The following is a 15,484-nucleotide window of genomic DNA, read 5'->3' as shown; positions in this document are numbered from 1 at the left end:
GCGGGGACGACACCGTACGGCGCCCAACGGACCGAGCGGTGCGGAGCGGCACGGAGCAATACGGGCGGCGCGGTAGGCACAGCCGCGGCTCGGCACGGCGCAGCCGGCACGGCAGGGCGCGGTAGCCACGGCAGGGCATGGTGGTCACGGCCGGGAGACCGCAAGGCGCGGTAGGCGCCGCACGGACAGCGGCCGCTGCCGGGAACCCTCGGGGGGTTCCTGGCAGCGGCCGTCGCCGTCGTGTACGGCCGGCGGGTCAGCTCTTGGGCATACCGCTCGGCAGCTGCGGCATATCGGGAATCTTCACGCTGCCGTCGCTGGACTTGGTGTACTTCTCGGTCGGGCCGTTCTTCCAGTCGACGGTCAGGCTCTTGCCGTCGGCACCGGCCTTGAGGGTGCCCATGGTGCGGGTGGTGTCACCGTCGGTGCACTTGAGCGCGGCCATGGTCATCCCGGCCATCTCCTGGACCTTGCCCAGGCAGGCGGACTTGTGCCCATTGCTGAACGCGACGGTGCCCTTGGTGATCACCAGGATCAGCGGGCTGCTGTCCGAGCCACCCTTCCAGGCCCCCTCCACGGCACTCGGGCTCGCGGGCTTGTCGGCACCCCCCGGAGAAGACGGCGCGGCCTCCGGCGACTTGCTCGGCTTGCTGTCGTTGCCGTTGTCGCCGCTGCTTCCGCAACCGCTGAGCAGCATGGCGGCGATGGCCGCAGCCCCGGCGATCTGCGCTGCCTTGCGCACGTACGTCTCCTCCGTTGTGGGACAGGGAAACGTGAGGCTAGCAGCGCCCCGGCGGCCCTCCGATCCCTCGTACGGATTGCGGCACTGCCGGTACGGACTTGGTGTGAGGCTGTGACGCGGGGGTGGGCGGATGAGGCTGTGACGTGGGGGTGGGCGTGTGTGGCTGTGACGCCTGGGTGGGCGGAGGGGGAGTGGGTGGTGTGTGGAATGGGGAAGGGCGGGGGCGGGGTAGAGGGCGGCGGGGTAAAGGGCGCGTTTGTCTCTTCCGGGGCCCTCCCTCCCCCCCGCCCACCCCTCCCTCCCCGCCCCTCGCCCCCCGCAGGCACGCCCCGGCACGAGCGCACTGCCTGCCCAGGCGCGCCGCCCCCGCGCAGGCGCACCCCAGTACGGGTGTCACCCTCTGCACACGCCCAATCGGCACTCACGCCCTACCGTCACAGGCGCCCCAGCGGCACCGCCATCTCACCGGCCCATGTCCCACCGGCACTGACATCCCCAGGCACAGACGCCCCCGCCACCGCCCCCCGGCCACCGTCCCTCCCGGCATCGACACCCACCTCCGGCACCGACACCCCCCGGCACCGACACCCCCGGCACCCACGCCCTACCGCCACGGAGGGCATCAGTCCGTACGGCCCCAGCCCACCTCATCTGCCCTGCATGGCGTATCGGCCCCAGCCGCAATGCCGGTCAGGTGACGGCCGCCCCGTCGGACGGGCCGTGGAGGCGGTCATACCGGAGCCGATGCACGTCAGCCGCCACCTCCTGCCGCGCTCTTGTCGTGCTGTACGGCGCGGAACGCCGCGTTGGCCGTCCACTCCTCCTTGGCCAGGCGCCGCAGGTCGCGGCGAAGGGGACGGAAGCGGCCGCCCGGCAGGAGCTTTCTGTCCAGGTCTATCGCCGAGGCGTACGCCGCCAGCAGCCGGGCCCGCGGGTCGGGAAGCGGGGCCCGCCGGTCGGCGAGCGGTGCGTCGAGTGCTGCCTTGAACCGCGCGCGGGCCGGACCGGTCAGATCCGTCGCGCCCGCCGGGAAACGCTCGTAGGGGAAGAGACCCAGGGCACGACGCGGCTCCCTGCGCAGCGCGCCGCGCTCCTCCAGCCGGCGCAGGCAGAGTTCCTGTACGGGGCGGCCGGCCTGGCGCACCCAACGGTGAGCCCGGATCGCCCGGCCACCTTTGGCCGGGGCCGGGAGCGTCGCCAGGGCACCGTCGAGTATCGGATCGCCGAGCGGCAGCGGGTTGGCCACCGTGATCCGGTCGCTGCGGTCGACCGCGATCCGTCCGGTCGCCTCCAGTTCGGCCAGCGCCGCACCGGCCAGCCCGTACCGCAGGTACCCGGGGATGGTCAGGGGGCGGCCGCGGACCGGATCGTGGGCAAGGAGGAGCAGTTCCTCGGGCAGGGTGAGCGGAGCCTCGGTCATGGCGACTCGTGGCCCGGTACTGAGGGGGCGGGCAGGATGCGGCCGGTGACCTCGCCCAGACCGATCCGGACGCCGCCCGGTCCGGGCGCCCAGGCGGCGAGGGTCACCTCGTCACCGTCCTGGAGGTAGGGGCCCTTGCCCTGGGTGAGTTCCAGCAGGCAGCCGAGCTGGTCGGGTTCGGGCCCGGAAACCGTCCCCGAAGCGAAGAGATCGCCGGTGCGCAACGAGGCGCCGTTGACGGTCATATGGGCCAGCTGCTGGGCGGCCGTCCAATACATGGTGGAGAACGGTGGCCGGGAGACGACCTCACCGTTGATGCGCACCTCGATGCGGAGGTCGAAGCCGCCCGGCTCCTCGCCCGCGTCGTCGAGGTAGGGCAGCAGCGGGAAGTCCCGGGCGGGCGGCGGCGTGCGGGCCTCGTCGAGGGCGTCGAGCGGAGTGACCCAGGCGGAGACGGAGGTGGCGAAGGACTTGCCGAGGAACGGACCGAGCGGCAAGTACTCCCAGGCCTGGATATCGCGGGCGGACCAGTCGTTGACCAGACAGACGCCGAAGACGTGGTCGCGGAAGGAGCCCAGTCCCACCGGCTCATGGAGCGTGGACGGCGTGCCGACGACAAAGCCGACCTCGGCCTCGATGTCGAGGCGGACGGACGGGCCGAAGACGGGGACTTCGTCCGCAGGGGGCTTGCGCTGGCCGTTGGGCCGTACGACCGGGGTGCCGGTGGCGACGATGGTGCCCGCCCGTCCGTGGTAACCGATCGGCAGGTGCTTCCAGTTGGGCGGAAGCGCCGCGCCGTCCGGGCGGAAGATGCGGCCGACGTTGGTGGCGTGGTGCTCGCTGGAGTAGAAGTCGACGTAATCGGCGACCTCGAACGGGAGGTGCAGGGTCACCTCGTCCAGCGGGTGCAGCAGCGGCGCCACTTCGTCCCGGTGCGCGAGGTCGGTCACGGCGCTGTGGACGGCCGCGCGGATCTGCTTCCACACCGGGCGGCCGGCGGCGAGCAGGGGGTTGAGGGTCGGCCCGGCGAGCAGCTCGGCGTGCGGATGGATGGCGGCGGGCAGGGCGCTGGGCAGCGCGCTCAGGTCGAGGACATGGGCGCCGTAGCGGACGCCGATGCGGCGCTGGTCGGGCGCTTCGGTGGTGCTGAAGACGCCGTAGGGGAGGTTGTGCGGGCCGAAGGGATCGCCTTCCGCCAGCTCGAACGGGTTCTGCTCGGGCATGGACGGCTCCTCGCGTTCGTCGTCGCCGGTGGGTGGCCGGGCCGGACGGGACCTGGTGAAATCCCGGCCGGGCGGCTCTGTCGATCAGATTACGGCCGGGCGCCCCCTCGCGAAGTGGCCTGTGGATAACTCGCGCCACGCGGCCGGACTGCGCCAGGGAGCGCCGCGCGTTCACCCCACCGCTGTCGTCGGTCCGGCGGTGCGTTCAGCATCCGTCCGCAGGTTCTGGCAATGTCCGGAAACGCCTTACTGCACTGAGTAATTCGGGCCTGGCCTTCCTCCCTGGGCGGGGCGGACGGGGCCGTGCCGTATTGGTACGAGGTGGCCGGCGTGTGTCACAAAGGACATGACGGGACCGCCTCCCTCTCAACGCCTCCTCAACGGCGTCACCAACGGCGCTGGGGTCACGCACGCAATCGGCAGTGGTGGTGTCTCCTTAAAGCACGGGTATCACCAACGCAACTGGCGTCAGCACTGCCTGTGGTGTCACCGAGGCAAGTGGCGTCACCGGCACGGGCCCCTTCACTGGCGCGAGCGGCGTCACCGGCGCGAGCGGTTTCACCGAAGCGGGCGGTTTCCTCGCTGCGCGGGGCCGGCCTGATGCGCGGCGTTGGTCCCACTGGCGGCGCTGGTCCGATGCGCGGGCGCTGGCCGGCGCGCGGCAGCGGCCCGGTGTACGGCATGAGGGATGCGCGTGCCCGCACGCAGGTGGTGTGGCCCGCCGTGGTTGCCCGCCCGTGGCATTCCTGGGCGTGGCCCCGCCGGCTCGGCCCGCCCCTCGTACGGCTGGTACGGCTTCGGCCGGGCACGGCCCGTACGGGTGGCGGCACCGGCACCCGACACCTGCCCGGTTCCGTTCCCGCTCCCGCCCCTCCGCGCTGTCGCCCCCGCCCCGCTCTCGTCCCCTCCCGCTCCCATTCCCCGTCCCCTACCCCTCTCCCTGCCCCTTCCGCTCCCGCCCCGGGGCCCAACCGCTGCCCCGTTTGGTGGCGCGCGCCCCGGTGACCCGGACGGCGGGCAATCCGGCCCCGTACCGACGCTGGTCAGGCACGGGGCCGGTCCGGGAGGATGGTGGAGGATGGCGCAAGAAGGCGTGATCTGCGCGGGGATTCGGCCGACGTGCACCACTGTGGCTCCTGGTGCATGGGGCAAACAGAGTGCCTGATGAGCTGGGGTTCCGGGGGTCGGAAGCGCTCCGCGCGGTGATCCACACCATGCCGTCCCGGGGTCGCGGTACCTGCCCGGCGGTTCTGGGGGCAGGCGCTCACGGTGATCGAACTGCGACCGGATACGCTGGCCAATGGTGGAGACAGCGACAGATCGACATTCAGTTTGATCGTCAGCAGACAGGAGTACCCCTCGTGACCGTCGTCGGGCCCTTCGGGCTGAGCGTGCGGGACCAGGCTCTTGAGGCCGATGTCCAGGCCGGGTTGGCGGCTGTCGAGGAGGGCCTGCTGGAGGCCACCAAGAGCGACGTGCCGTTCATCACCGAAGCCGCGCAGCACCTCGTGCGCGCGGGCGGCAAGCGGTTCCGGCCGCTGCTGGTGATGCTGGCCGCCCAGTTCGGTGATCCGCACAGCCCGGGTGTGGTGCCCTCCGCCGTCGTCGTGGAGCTGACGCATCTGGCGACGCTCTACCACGACGACGTGATGGACGAGGCCGCCGTGCGCCGCGGTGTGGCCAGCGCCAACACCCGCTGGGGCAACTCGGTCGCGGTGCTCACTGGCGACTTCCTCTTCGCCCGTGCCTCGCACATCCTCGCCGACCTCGGGCCCGAGGCGGTCCGTATCCAGGCCGAGGCGTTCGAACGCCTGGTCACCGGCCAGATCCTGGAGACCGCGGGGCCGCGCGACGGCCATGACCCGATCGACCACTACCTGGACGTCCTCGCCGGCAAGACCGGCTCGCTGGTCGCCGTCGCCTGCCGCTTCGGCGCCATGATGTCGGGCGCCGAGGAGGCGACCGCGAACATCCTCACCCAGTACGGCGAGCGGCTGGGCACCGCCTTCCAGCTGGCCGACGACGTGCTGGACATCGCCAGCGACTCGCACGAGTCGGGCAAGACGCCCGGCACGGACCTGCGGGAGGGCATCGCGACCCTGCCCGTGCTGCGCCTGCGGGCCCGCGCCGAGAGCGACTCCGGCACCCCCGAGGACCGGGCGCTGTGCGAGCTGCTGGCCGGCGACCTCACCGACGACGCCCGGCACGCCGAGGCGCTGGCCGGGCTGCGCGCCCACCCGGCGCTCGAAGAGGCCCGCCGGGACACCGTGCGCTACGCGGAGGAGGCCCGGGCCGCACTGGCGCCGCTGCCCTCGTGCACGTCCAAGGCGGCCCTGGAGGGCCTGTGCGACGCGGTGGTCCACCGCGCCGGATGAAGCCGGGCGGAGAGCCGGGCGGGACGGTCCCCCAGGGGCGGCCCGCCGGTTCCCCTAGGGAGTGATCAGACTCCTGTGGTACGCACTCCGCCCTGTGGTGACCCGGCGTCATACCTCAGCAGTACGACGAGTTGAGCCCGCGGGCTGACGTGCGGCGCTGCGCGGTTTGGTGAGATGGAAGCACCACAGCGCGGCGGCGCCGGCCATGATGCGCCCAGGGGAGGGCGAGTGGACAGCACCGCATCCGCCGCAGACGACGGAGGTAGGCAGATGCCACGCAACGAACCGACACAGGGCACCGACGCATGGGACGAGGAGCGCCCCTCGAGGCGCCGTAAGGCGGTCCGGTACGCCGTGCCGGTCGCGGTGGCGGGGGTGGCAGCGGCCACGATCGGGCTGGTCCCGGCGTTCGCCGGCTCCGGTTCCCCGGACCTGCCGAAGATCTCGGCGCAGGACCTGATAGCCAAGATCGCCAAGTCGGACGTCCAGCAGCTCTCCGGCAACGTCCAGGTCACCGCTGACCTCGGCCTGCCGTCCCTGCCGGGCGGAGCGGCCGGCGGCTTCGGCGGCGGTGAGGACGGTGGCCACAAGGGCGGCAAGGGCGGCGACGGTGCGTCCGCCGAGCCCCAGAACAAGCTGATGGAGCTGGCCTCCGGCACCCACACGCTCCGCGTCGCCGCCGACGGCCCCGACAAGCAGCGGGTCTCGATCGTCGACAAGGCCTCCGAGTACAGCCTCGTCCACAACGGGAACGAGGTCTGGGCGTACGACTCCGGCAGCAACACCGCCCTGCACAGCACCGCCCCCAGCGACGGCCGGCACGGCGCCGGGCGCCACGAGCCCAAGGACCTTCCCAAGGACCTCAAGGACGCCACCCCGCAGGACCTGGCGAAGCAGGCCCTGAAGGCGGCCGGCGACACCACCTCGGTCACCGTCGACGGCACCGCCAAGGTCGCCGGGCGGGACGCCTACCAGCTGCTGATCAAGCCCAAGCAGAGCGCCTCGACGGTCGGCTCGATCAGGGTCGCGGTGGACGCCGCCAACGGCACCCCGCTGAAGTTCACCCTGACTCCCAAGAGCGGCGGCGCCGCCGTGATCGACGTCGGCTACACCAGCGTCGACTTCGGCAAGCCCGACGCGGACCTGTTCTCCTTCACCCCGCCCAAGGGTGCGAAGGTCGTCGACGGCAACGAGGCGCGGGCGAAGGCCGAGCGCGAACACGGCAAGTCCGGCAAGGACTTCGGGCCCGGCAAGGACGCCATGGACCCCAAGGGGGACCTGGGCGGACTGAACGTCATCGGCAAGGGCTGGACGTCCATCGCCACGCTCAAGGGGGCCGGTTCCGGCCTGCCGTCCGGCAAGGATCTGGCCGCCGCCGGCGACGCGGGCGCCTTCCTCGACAGCCTTGGGGAGAAGGCCAGCGGTTCCTTCGGCACCGGCCGGATCTTCAGCACCCGCCTGGTCAACGCCCTGATAACCGACCACGGCAAGGTTTACGTCGGTGCCGTCGACAAGCAGGCCCTGATCGAAGCGGCCAACGCCGCCAAGTAGGACGCGGCTCACGCCGCCACACCGGCTGGCGCAGCCACCCAGGGCCGCACCGCGCTCCCCTCCGGCGAGGGCGGCGCGGTGCGGCCCGCAGGCCATCCGTACGACGTTGGGGGGGAGCAGATGCCTCAGCCGCCCGCCGCGCGGCCCGATGGCCCGCGCCCGGAGGAGGGCCCGCGCCCGCCCGCGCCCCCTTACGCGCGCAAGCCCTCCCACCTGCCCGAGCACCCCGACGCGCCCCCGCTCGCCGCTGCGTCCGGTTCTGCCGCTGTGCCCGAGCAGCCCGACGTGCCTCCGTCCGCCGCTGCGTCCGGGTTTGCCGCTGTGCCCGAGCAGCCCGACGCGCCTCCGCCCGCCGACGCGCCCGGGCCTGCCGCCGTTCCCCTGCACCCCGATACGACCCCGTCCGCCGCCGTGTCCGAGTACCCCGACGCGCCCCCGCCCGCCGACGCGCCCGGGTCCGCCGCCGTGCCCGAGTGCCCCGACGCGCTCGCGTCCCGCACGCTGCGCCAGGTGCCCGCGCACCCGCCGGACGAGGGCCCCGCCATCGAGACACGGGGGCTGACCAAGGCGTACCGCGGTGGCCAGCTCGCCGTGGACGGGCTCGACCTGGTCGTCCCGCGCGGCAGCGTCTTCGGCTTCCTTGGCCCCAACGGCTCCGGCAAGACCACCACCATCCGCATGCTGATGGGCCTGATCGACGCGACCGCCGGCACCGCCCGGGTGCTCGGCCGGCCGATGCCCGCCGCGGGCCGCCAGGTGCTGCCCAAGGTCGGCGCCCTGATCGAGGGACCGGCCCTCTACGGCTTCCTCAGCGGCCGGGACAACCTCCGGCGCTTCGACGCCGCCGACCCCTGCGCCGACCCCCGCACCCGCGACGAGCGGGTCGGCCGGGCCCTCGCCAGGGTGGGCCTGGCCGCCGCGGCCGGCAAGAAGGCCCGCGCCTACTCCCTCGGGATGAAGCAACGACTGGGCCTGGCCGCGGCGCTGCTACAGCCGCGCGAACTGCTGGTCCTCGACGAGCCGACCAACGGCCTGGACCCGCAGGGCATGCGGGAGATCCGCACCCTGGTCCGCGGGCTGGCCGCGGACGGCACCACCGTCTTCCTCTCCTCCCACCTCCTCGACGAGATCGAGCAGGTCTGCAGCCACGTCGCGGTGATGTCCCGAGGCCGGCTGCTCACCCAGGGCACGGTCGCCGAGCTTGCCGCCACCGTCCTCGGCCCGCACGGCGCCGGCCGGCTCACGGTGACCACCCCGGATACTACGGAGGCCGTGCGGGTCCTCACGGAGCACGGCGTGACCGACCTTCAGCGCACCGATGACCGGGTGACCGGCGACCTGCCGGCCGCCCCAGACGGCCAGGCACCGCCCGAACTCGCGGACCTCAATGCGGCGCTGGTGCACGCCGGGGTACGCGTCCGGGCCTTCGGCACCGAACGGGCTTCCCTGGAGGACGTCTTCGTCCAGCTCACCGGGGAGGGCTTCGATGTCACGGAATGACGCGGTGCGCCGGCCCCGGGTGTGGTGGTCGCTGGGCCTGCTGCGCAGCGAGATCACCACGACCTTCCGGCGCTGGCGGACCCTGGCACTGCTGGCGGTGCTCGCCGGGATACCGGTCCTGGTCGGCATCGCCGTCAAGATCGAGACCGGCAGCGGACGCCCCGGGGACGGCGGTGGTGGCGGCGGCGAGGGTGGCCCGGCGTTCCTCTCGCAGGTCACCCACAACGGCCTCTTCCTGGTCTTCACCTCCCTGGCGGTGACCCTGCCGTTCTTCCTGCCGATGGCCGTCGGGGTGATCGCCGGCGACTCCCTGGCCGGCGAGGCGCACGACGGAACGCTGCGCTACCTGCTGGTCGCGCCCGCGGGCCGGACCCGTCTGCTGTTGGTCAAGTACGCCACCACGCTGACGTTCTGCCTGGTGGCCACGGTGACCGTGGCGCTCTCCGGGCTGGTGACCGGCGCGCTGCTCTTCCCCCTGGGCGAGGTCACCCTGCTGTCGGGGACCTCCATACCCCTGGCCGAGGGGCTGCTGCGGGCACTGGCCATCGCCGTGGCGGTGGCGCTGTCGCTGATCGGGGTGGCCGCCATCGGGCTGTTCATCTCCACCCTCACCACCAGCGGTATCGCCGCCATGGCGACCACCGTGGGCCTGCTGATCACCGTGCAGATCCTGGACACCATCCCGCAGCTGGCGGCCCTCCAGCCGTACCTCTTCCCGCACCACTGGCTGTCCTTCGCGGACCTCCTGCGCGCCCCCGTCTACTGGGACCAACTGGAGCGGAACCTGGGGCTCCAGGCGCTCTACGCGGTGGTGTTCGGCTCGGCTGCCTGGGCGCGGTTCACCACCCGCGACATCACGGCGTAGGGCCGGACGCCTCGGGCCCTGACGTCATGGCGTAGAGCCGGACGCGTCGGGCCGCAACATCACGGTGTGGGGCCGGACGCCTCGGGTGCTGCGGTCGGCGCAGCCGACTGCGCCGCCGTGTCCGCGGCCGCCGGGGCCGCCTCGTGCGCAGCCACCCGGCCCGAGACCGCTTCGCCCGAGACCGCCTCGCCCGAGACTGCTCCGCACGCGGCAACCGTGCCCGCAGCCGCCGCGTCCGTGGCGGCCCGCCCGGTGGCGGTCTCTTCTGCCGCTGCCTCGCGCGCCCGGGCCGTGGCCGTGGCCAGCGCCGCCCGCGCTCGCCGCGCAGTCCGCAGCGCGTCCCAGGTCAGCACCGCCAACGCGCCCCACACCAGGGCGAAGCCGGCCCAGCGCTCCGGCGGCATCGTCTCGTGGAAGACGGTGAGCCCCAGCAGGAACTGAAACGTCGGCGCCAGGTACTGCATCATCCCGATCACGGTCAGCGGCAGCCGCATCGCCGCGGCACCGAAGCAGATCAGCGGCACCGCGGTCGCGACACCGCAGCCCGACAGCAGCAGCGCCTGTCCCACCCCGCCGGTCAGGAAGCTGGACTCGCCGTGTGCCCCGAGGAAGACCAGATAGCCCAGCGCGGGCAGCAGCTGCATGGCCGTCTCGGCGCTGAAACCCTCGATGCCATCGAGCCCGACACGCTTCTTGACCAGCCCGTACGTCGCGAACGACAGCGCCAGTCCGAGCGCGATCCAGGGCACCTTCCCGTACGCGGCGGTCATCACGACCACGGCCAGCGCACCGACGCCCACCGCGACCCACTGCAGCACCCGCAGCCGCTCCCGCAGCACCAGTACGCCAAAGGCGATGCTGACCAGCGGGTTGATGAAGTAGCCGAGTGACGCCTCCAGCACATGCCCGGAGTTGACCGCCCAGATGTAGAGGAACCAGTTCGAGGAGATCACCACGGCGCAGACCAGGACCAGCCCCAGCTTCCGAGGCTCCCGCAGCAGCCGGCCCACCCACGCCCAGCGGCGCAGCACGGCCAGGATGATGACGGCGACCGGCAGCGACCACAGCATGCGGTGGGCCAGGATCTCGGACGGCGCGGCGGCGTCCAGCAGGTGCCAGTAGAGCGGCAGCAAGCCCCACATGGTGTAGGCGGCGATGCCGTAGGCGAGTCCGGTGCGCACATCGCTTCGAGACTGCAAGGGACCCTCCAGGTGCTGCTGCGCCGACCCTGAGAAGGTAGCGCCGGGCGCCCCGCCTGTCATGTGCGTACCGATATACGGTCATGACGGTGCCCGATGCCGCGGATGCCGGACACGGGCCGTCACGCACGCCGGACAGCGGACGTCATGGGGGTGGGGCGGGACCGCTACGGACGTCGGCCTGGGCGCAGGTGCACCCGGCTACCGGCAGGCCCACGCGGCTTAGGAAGGCCCACCCGGCCAGGAAGGCCCACGCGGCTTAGGAAGGCCCACCCGGCCAGGAAGGCAGTCGGCGCAGCGCCTCCGCGATCGACTCGGCGATCGGCGTGGTCGGGCGACCGAGGAGCCGGGAGAGATCGCCGGGCGTCGCCGCCAGCTCACCGCGTGCGACCCCGGCGTCCGCATCGGCGAGCAACTGCGCGCCCAGCGCCGGTACGCCGGCCTCGACCATCAGCGCCACATACCGCTCCTGCGGCAGGTCGGTGTATGGGATCCGCCGGCCGGTCTGCCGGGACACCTCGGCCGCGTACTCGGCCATCGTCCACGCGGTGTCGCCGCTCAGCTCGTACACCGCGTTCTCATGGCCGCTGCCGGTGAGCACCACGGCGGCCGCCTCGGCGTAGTCCCGGCGCGCGGCACTGGCCACCCGGCCCCCGCCGGCGCTGCCGACCACCGCCCCCGTCCGCAAGGTGGTGGCCAGCGCCCCGGTGTAGTTCTCGTGGTACCAGCCGTTGCGCAGCAGGCAGTACGGAACCCCGGACGCCAGCAGCGCCTGCTCGGTGGCGAGGTGCTCCTCGGCGAGGGAGAAGGTGGCGGTCGGCCCGCCGAGCACGCTGGTGTACGCCAGCAGGGCGACGCCCGCTTCCCGCGCGGCGTCGATCACGGCGCGGTGCTGGGTGAGCCGCTGCCCCGCCTCGTTCCCGGAGATGAACAGCACCCGGTCGCCGGCCGCGAAGACCCCGGAGAGGGTCTCGGGCCGGCCGTAGTCCGCAGCCTCGATCCGGACTCCGAGGGCCGCCAGATCGGCGGCCTTCGCCCGGTCCCGGGCGAGCGCGACGATGTCGCCCGGCGCGGTGCGCTTGAGCAGCTCCTCCACGACCAGCCGGCCGAGTGCCCCGGTGGCGCCGGTGACGACGATGTTCATGTCCTGCCCCCTGGCGGTTGGAGGCCGCCAGCATGGCACTCGTCACGGGCCCGCAGAAGGGAGGCGCCGCCGGTGATCGGCCGGTCACCGGCGGCCGGCTCGTCGTTCACCGGCCCGTCGCTCACCGGACCATCGGTCACCGGCCGCCGGCCACGACCGGTGACTCTCCGTCGTACGTCCTCCATGGCCGGCGGGTCGGCCGTCGGGCCGTCGGGCCGTTGGCCGACAGCCAACAGCCAACAGCCAACAGCCGACGACCGTCAGCCGAACGCCGCCGACGACCGTCAGCCGACGACCGTCCAGGTGTCGTTGCCGGTCAGCAGGGCGCCGAGGTCGCCCTTGCCCTTCTGCTCGATGGCGGAGTCCAGCTGATCGGCCATCAAGGTGTCGTAGACGGGCCGGTCGACACTGCGCAGCACGCCGATGGGGGTGTGGTGCAGGGTGTCGGCGTCGGCCAGCCGGGAGAGGGCGAAGGCGGTCGTGGGGGAGGGGTTGTGAGCGTCGTGCACCAGCACGCCGCCGGTGCCCTCCTCCCGGACGTCGATGACCTTGAGGTCACCGGTGGCCGGGTCCCGGACCACGCCCTTGGAGCCGAAGCCGTCGGGGGCGAGCGCGCCGAAGCGGATCGGCTGCCCGTGCTCCAGGCGGATGACGGCCTCCTGGGCCTGCTCCTTGTCCTTGAGGGCCTCGAAGGCGCCGTCGTTGAAGATGTTGCAGTTCTGGTAGATCTCCACCAGTGCCGTGCCCGGGTGCGCGGCGGCCTCCCGCAGCACGGACGTCAGGTGCTTGCGGTCGGAGTCGATCGTGCGCGCCACGAAGGACGCCTCGGCACCGAGCGCCAGCGAGACCGGGTTGAACGGCGCGTCCAGCGAGCCCATCGGCGTCGACTTGGTGATCTTGCCGACCTCGGAGGTGGGGCTGTACTGGCCCTTGGTCAGCCCGTAGATCCGGTTGTTGAACAGCAGGATCTTGAGGTTGACGTTGCGCCGCAGCGCGTGGATCAGGTGGTTGCCGCCGATGGACAGCGCATCGCCGTCGCCGGTGACCACCCAGACGGACAGGTCGCGCCGGGAGGAGGCCAGGCCGGTGGCGATGGCCGGGGCGCGGCCGTGGATGGAGTGCATCCCGTAGGTGTTCATGTAGTACGGGAAGCGGGAGGAGCAGCCGATGCCGGAAACGAAGACGATGTTCTCCTTCGCCAGGCCGAGCTCGGGCATGAAGCCCTGTACGGCGGCGAGGACGGCGTAGTCACCGCAGCCGGGGCACCAGCGCACTTCCTGATCGGACTTGAAGTCCTTCATGGACTGCTTGGCGTCGGCCTTGGGCACCAGGGAGAGCGCCTCGATCTGCGAGGACCTCTCCGAGATCGTCTCAGTCATTGATGGCCTCCTTAAAGACCTCCGCGAGCTGCTCGGCCTTGAACGGCATTCCGCTGACCTGGGTGTGCGAGCGCGCGTCCACCAGGTACCGGGCGCGCAGCAGAGTGGCGAGCTGTCCGAGGTTCATCTCCGGCACGATCACCTTGTCGTAACGCGCCAGGACCTCGCCGAGATTCCGCGGGAAGGGGTTGAGGTGGCGCAGATGGGCCTGCGCGATGCGCTCCCCCGCGCGCCGCACGCGCCGTACCGCGGCGGTGATCGGCCCGTACGTCGAACCCCAGCCGAGGACCAGGGTGTTCGCGTGCCGGCCGCTGTCGTCGGCGGGGTCGTCGACCTCGATGTCGGGGACCTCGACGCCGTCCACCTTCGCCTGGCGGGTGCGCACCATGAAGTCGTGGTTGGCGGGGTCGTAGGAGATGTTGCCGGTGCCGTCCTGCTTCTCGATGCCGCCGATGCGGTGCTCCAGGCCGGGCGTGCCGGGGATGGCCCAGGGGCGGGCGAGGGTCTGCTCGTCGCGCTTGTACGGCCAGAAGACCTCGGTGCCGTCGGCCAGCTGGTGGTTGGTCCCGGACGCGAACTGGACGCGCAGGTCGGGGAGTTCGGCGACGTCGGGGATCCGCCAGGGCTCGGAGCCGTTGGCCAGGTAGCCGTCGGAGAGCAGGAAGACCGGGGTGCGGTAGGTGAGCGCGATCCGGGCCGCGTCCAGCGCCGCGTCGAAGCAGTCGGCGGGCGTGCGGGGCGCCACGATCGGCACCGGCGCCTCGCCGTTGCGCCCGTACATCGCCTGCAGCAGATCGGCCTGCTCGGTCTTGGTCGGCAGACCCGTCGAGGGGCCGCCGCGCTGGATGTCCACGATCAGCAGCGGGAGTTCGAGACTGACCGCGAGGCCGATGGTCTCCGACTTCAGCGCCACACCCGGGCCGGACGTCGTGGTCACCGCCAGTGCGCCGCCGAACGCCGCACCGAGCGCCGCACCGATACCGGCGATCTCGTCCTCCGCCTGGAACGTCCGCACACCGAAGTTCTTGTGCTTGGACAGCTCGTGGAGGATGTCGGAGGCCGGGGTGATCGGGTACGAGCCCAAGTACAGCGGCAGATCGGCCTGCTGCGCGGCGGCGACCAGGCCGTAGGACAGCGCGAGGTTGCCGGAGATGTTGCGGTAGGTGCCGGTCGGGAAGGCCTTCGTCGCCGGCGCGACCTCGTAGGAGACCGCGAAGTCCTCCGTGGTCTCACCGAAGTTCCAGCCCGCCCGGAACGCGGCGACGTTCGCCTCCGCGATGTCCGGCTTCTTGGCGAACTTCGCACGCAGGAACTTCTCGGTGCCCTCGGTGGGCCGGTGGTACATCCACGACAGCAGACCCAGCGCGAACATGTTCTTGCTGCGCTCGGCCTCCTTGCGGGAGAGCCCGAAGTCCTTGAGCGCCTCGATCGTCAGCGTCGTCAGCGGCACCGGGTGCACGTGGTACGCCGCCAGCGAGCCGTCCTCCAGCGGGCTGGTGGCATAGCCGACCTTCGCCATCGGGCGCTTGGTGAACTCGTCGGTGTTGACGATGATCTCCGCGCCCCGCGGGACATCGGCGAGGTTCGCCTTCAGCGCGGCCGGGTTCATCGCCACCAGGACGTTCGGTGCGTCACCGGGCGTGAGGATGTCGTGGTCGGCGAAGTGCAGCTGGAAGCTGGACACGCCCGGCAACGTGCCGGCAGGCGCCCGGATCTCGGCGGGGAAGTTCGGCAGCGTCGACAGGTCGTTGCCGAACGACGCCGTCTCGGACGTGAACCGGTCTCCGGTGAGCTGCATCCCGTCACCGGAGTCACCGGCAAACCGGATGATCACCCGGTCCAGGCGTCGGACTTCTTTGCCGTCGCCGCCCTTACCGGCGCGCTGTTCCCCGACAAGCGCTGCGTCGGTCTGCTCGGCTGGGCTACTGACCTGGCTGGTCACTGCTTCGGACCTCCCTCGAGGGGTGCGGCGTCCCCGCCTGAGGCAGGGCTCGGGACGTGTCGTACCGACCGGTTGTCCCATAACCATCGTACGTGGGTAAGGGTGCCCTTCCCTGGGCCGGTCACATGGTGGACGCCCAGGTGA

Annotated in this window: 11 protein-coding genes; 4 read left to right on the top strand and 7 right to left on the bottom strand. The window is 72.1% G+C overall.

Going from position 1 to position 15,484, the window contains the following annotated elements:
- Positions 1–256: 256 nt before the first annotated feature.
- The 3 genes from AB0G84_RS11245 to fahA all read right to left on the bottom strand — a co-directional run bounded on the left by AB0G84_RS11245 (position 257) and on the right by fahA (position 3,385).
- Positions 257–742, bottom strand: a complete 486-nt coding sequence (locus AB0G84_RS11245) for a hypothetical protein (protein WP_361318482.1) — start codon at positions 740–742, stop codon at positions 257–259.
- 751 nt (positions 743–1,493) lie between these two features.
- Complete coding sequence (locus AB0G84_RS11240) at positions 1,494–2,162, bottom strand: GPP34 family phosphoprotein (RefSeq protein WP_361318480.1); 669 nt, start codon at positions 2,160–2,162, stop codon at positions 1,494–1,496.
- Complete coding sequence (gene fahA / locus AB0G84_RS11235) at positions 2,159–3,385, bottom strand: fumarylacetoacetase (RefSeq protein WP_361318478.1); 1,227 nt, start codon at positions 3,383–3,385, stop codon at positions 2,159–2,161. Before fahA ends, AB0G84_RS11240 begins: the two co-directional genes overlap by 4 nt.
- Positions 3,386–4,746: 1,361 nt before the next feature.
- On the opposite strand from fahA, the gene AB0G84_RS11230 reads away from it, so the two are divergent.
- The 4 genes from AB0G84_RS11230 (at position 4,747) to AB0G84_RS11215 (ending at position 9,676) form a co-directional block, all read left to right on the top strand.
- Entirely contained in the window at positions 4,747–5,760 is a 1,014-nt protein-coding gene (locus tag AB0G84_RS11230) for a polyprenyl synthetase family protein (protein WP_361318476.1), read from the top strand.
- Between the two features lie 270 nt (positions 5,761–6,030).
- Positions 6,031–7,311, top strand: a complete 1,281-nt coding sequence (locus tag AB0G84_RS11225; RefSeq protein WP_361318474.1) for a DUF2092 domain-containing protein — start codon at positions 6,031–6,033, stop codon at positions 7,309–7,311.
- A 501-nt stretch (positions 7,312–7,812) separates the two neighbouring features.
- Positions 7,813–8,811, top strand: a complete 999-nt coding sequence (locus AB0G84_RS11220) for an ABC transporter ATP-binding protein (protein WP_361318589.1) — start codon at positions 7,813–7,815, stop codon at positions 8,809–8,811.
- Positions 8,798–9,676, top strand: coding sequence for an ABC transporter permease (locus AB0G84_RS11215; protein WP_361318472.1), 879 nt, complete (start codon positions 8,798–8,800; stop codon positions 9,674–9,676). The genes AB0G84_RS11220 and AB0G84_RS11215 overlap by 14 nt, the downstream gene beginning before the upstream one ends.
- Before the next feature lie 59 nt (positions 9,677–9,735).
- Here the strand turns inward: AB0G84_RS11215 and rarD are convergent, their stop codons facing one another.
- From rarD to AB0G84_RS11195, 4 genes are all read right to left on the bottom strand, one after another.
- Positions 9,736–10,875 carry an EamA family transporter RarD gene (gene rarD, locus AB0G84_RS11210; protein ID WP_361318470.1) on the bottom strand — a complete coding sequence of 380 codons (1,140 nt, stop codon included), beginning with the start codon at positions 10,873–10,875 and terminating at the stop codon, positions 9,736–9,738.
- Between the two features lie 259 nt (positions 10,876–11,134).
- On the bottom strand, positions 11,135–12,019 hold the full coding sequence (locus AB0G84_RS11205) for an SDR family oxidoreductase (protein WP_361318468.1): 885 nt from the start codon (positions 12,017–12,019) through the stop codon (positions 11,135–11,137).
- Positions 12,020–12,303: 284 nt separating this feature from the next.
- Positions 12,304–13,398 carry a 2-oxoacid:ferredoxin oxidoreductase subunit beta gene (locus tag AB0G84_RS11200; protein ID WP_361318466.1) on the bottom strand — a complete coding sequence of 365 codons (1,095 nt, stop codon included), beginning with the start codon at positions 13,396–13,398 and terminating at the stop codon, positions 12,304–12,306.
- Complete coding sequence (locus AB0G84_RS11195) at positions 13,391–15,340, bottom strand: 2-oxoacid:acceptor oxidoreductase subunit alpha (RefSeq protein ID WP_361318464.1); 1,950 nt, start codon at positions 15,338–15,340, stop codon at positions 13,391–13,393. The genes AB0G84_RS11200 and AB0G84_RS11195 overlap by 8 nt, the downstream gene beginning before the upstream one ends.
- Positions 15,341–15,484: the final 144 nt, after the last annotated feature.

It is taken from the genome of Streptomyces sp. NPDC020742, assembly GCF_040641675.1.
Lineage (GTDB): Bacteria > Actinomycetota > Actinomycetes > Streptomycetales > Streptomycetaceae > Streptomyces.
Note: the sequence above shows the minus strand (reverse complement) of the source record. Positions and strands in the feature narration are given on the sequence as shown.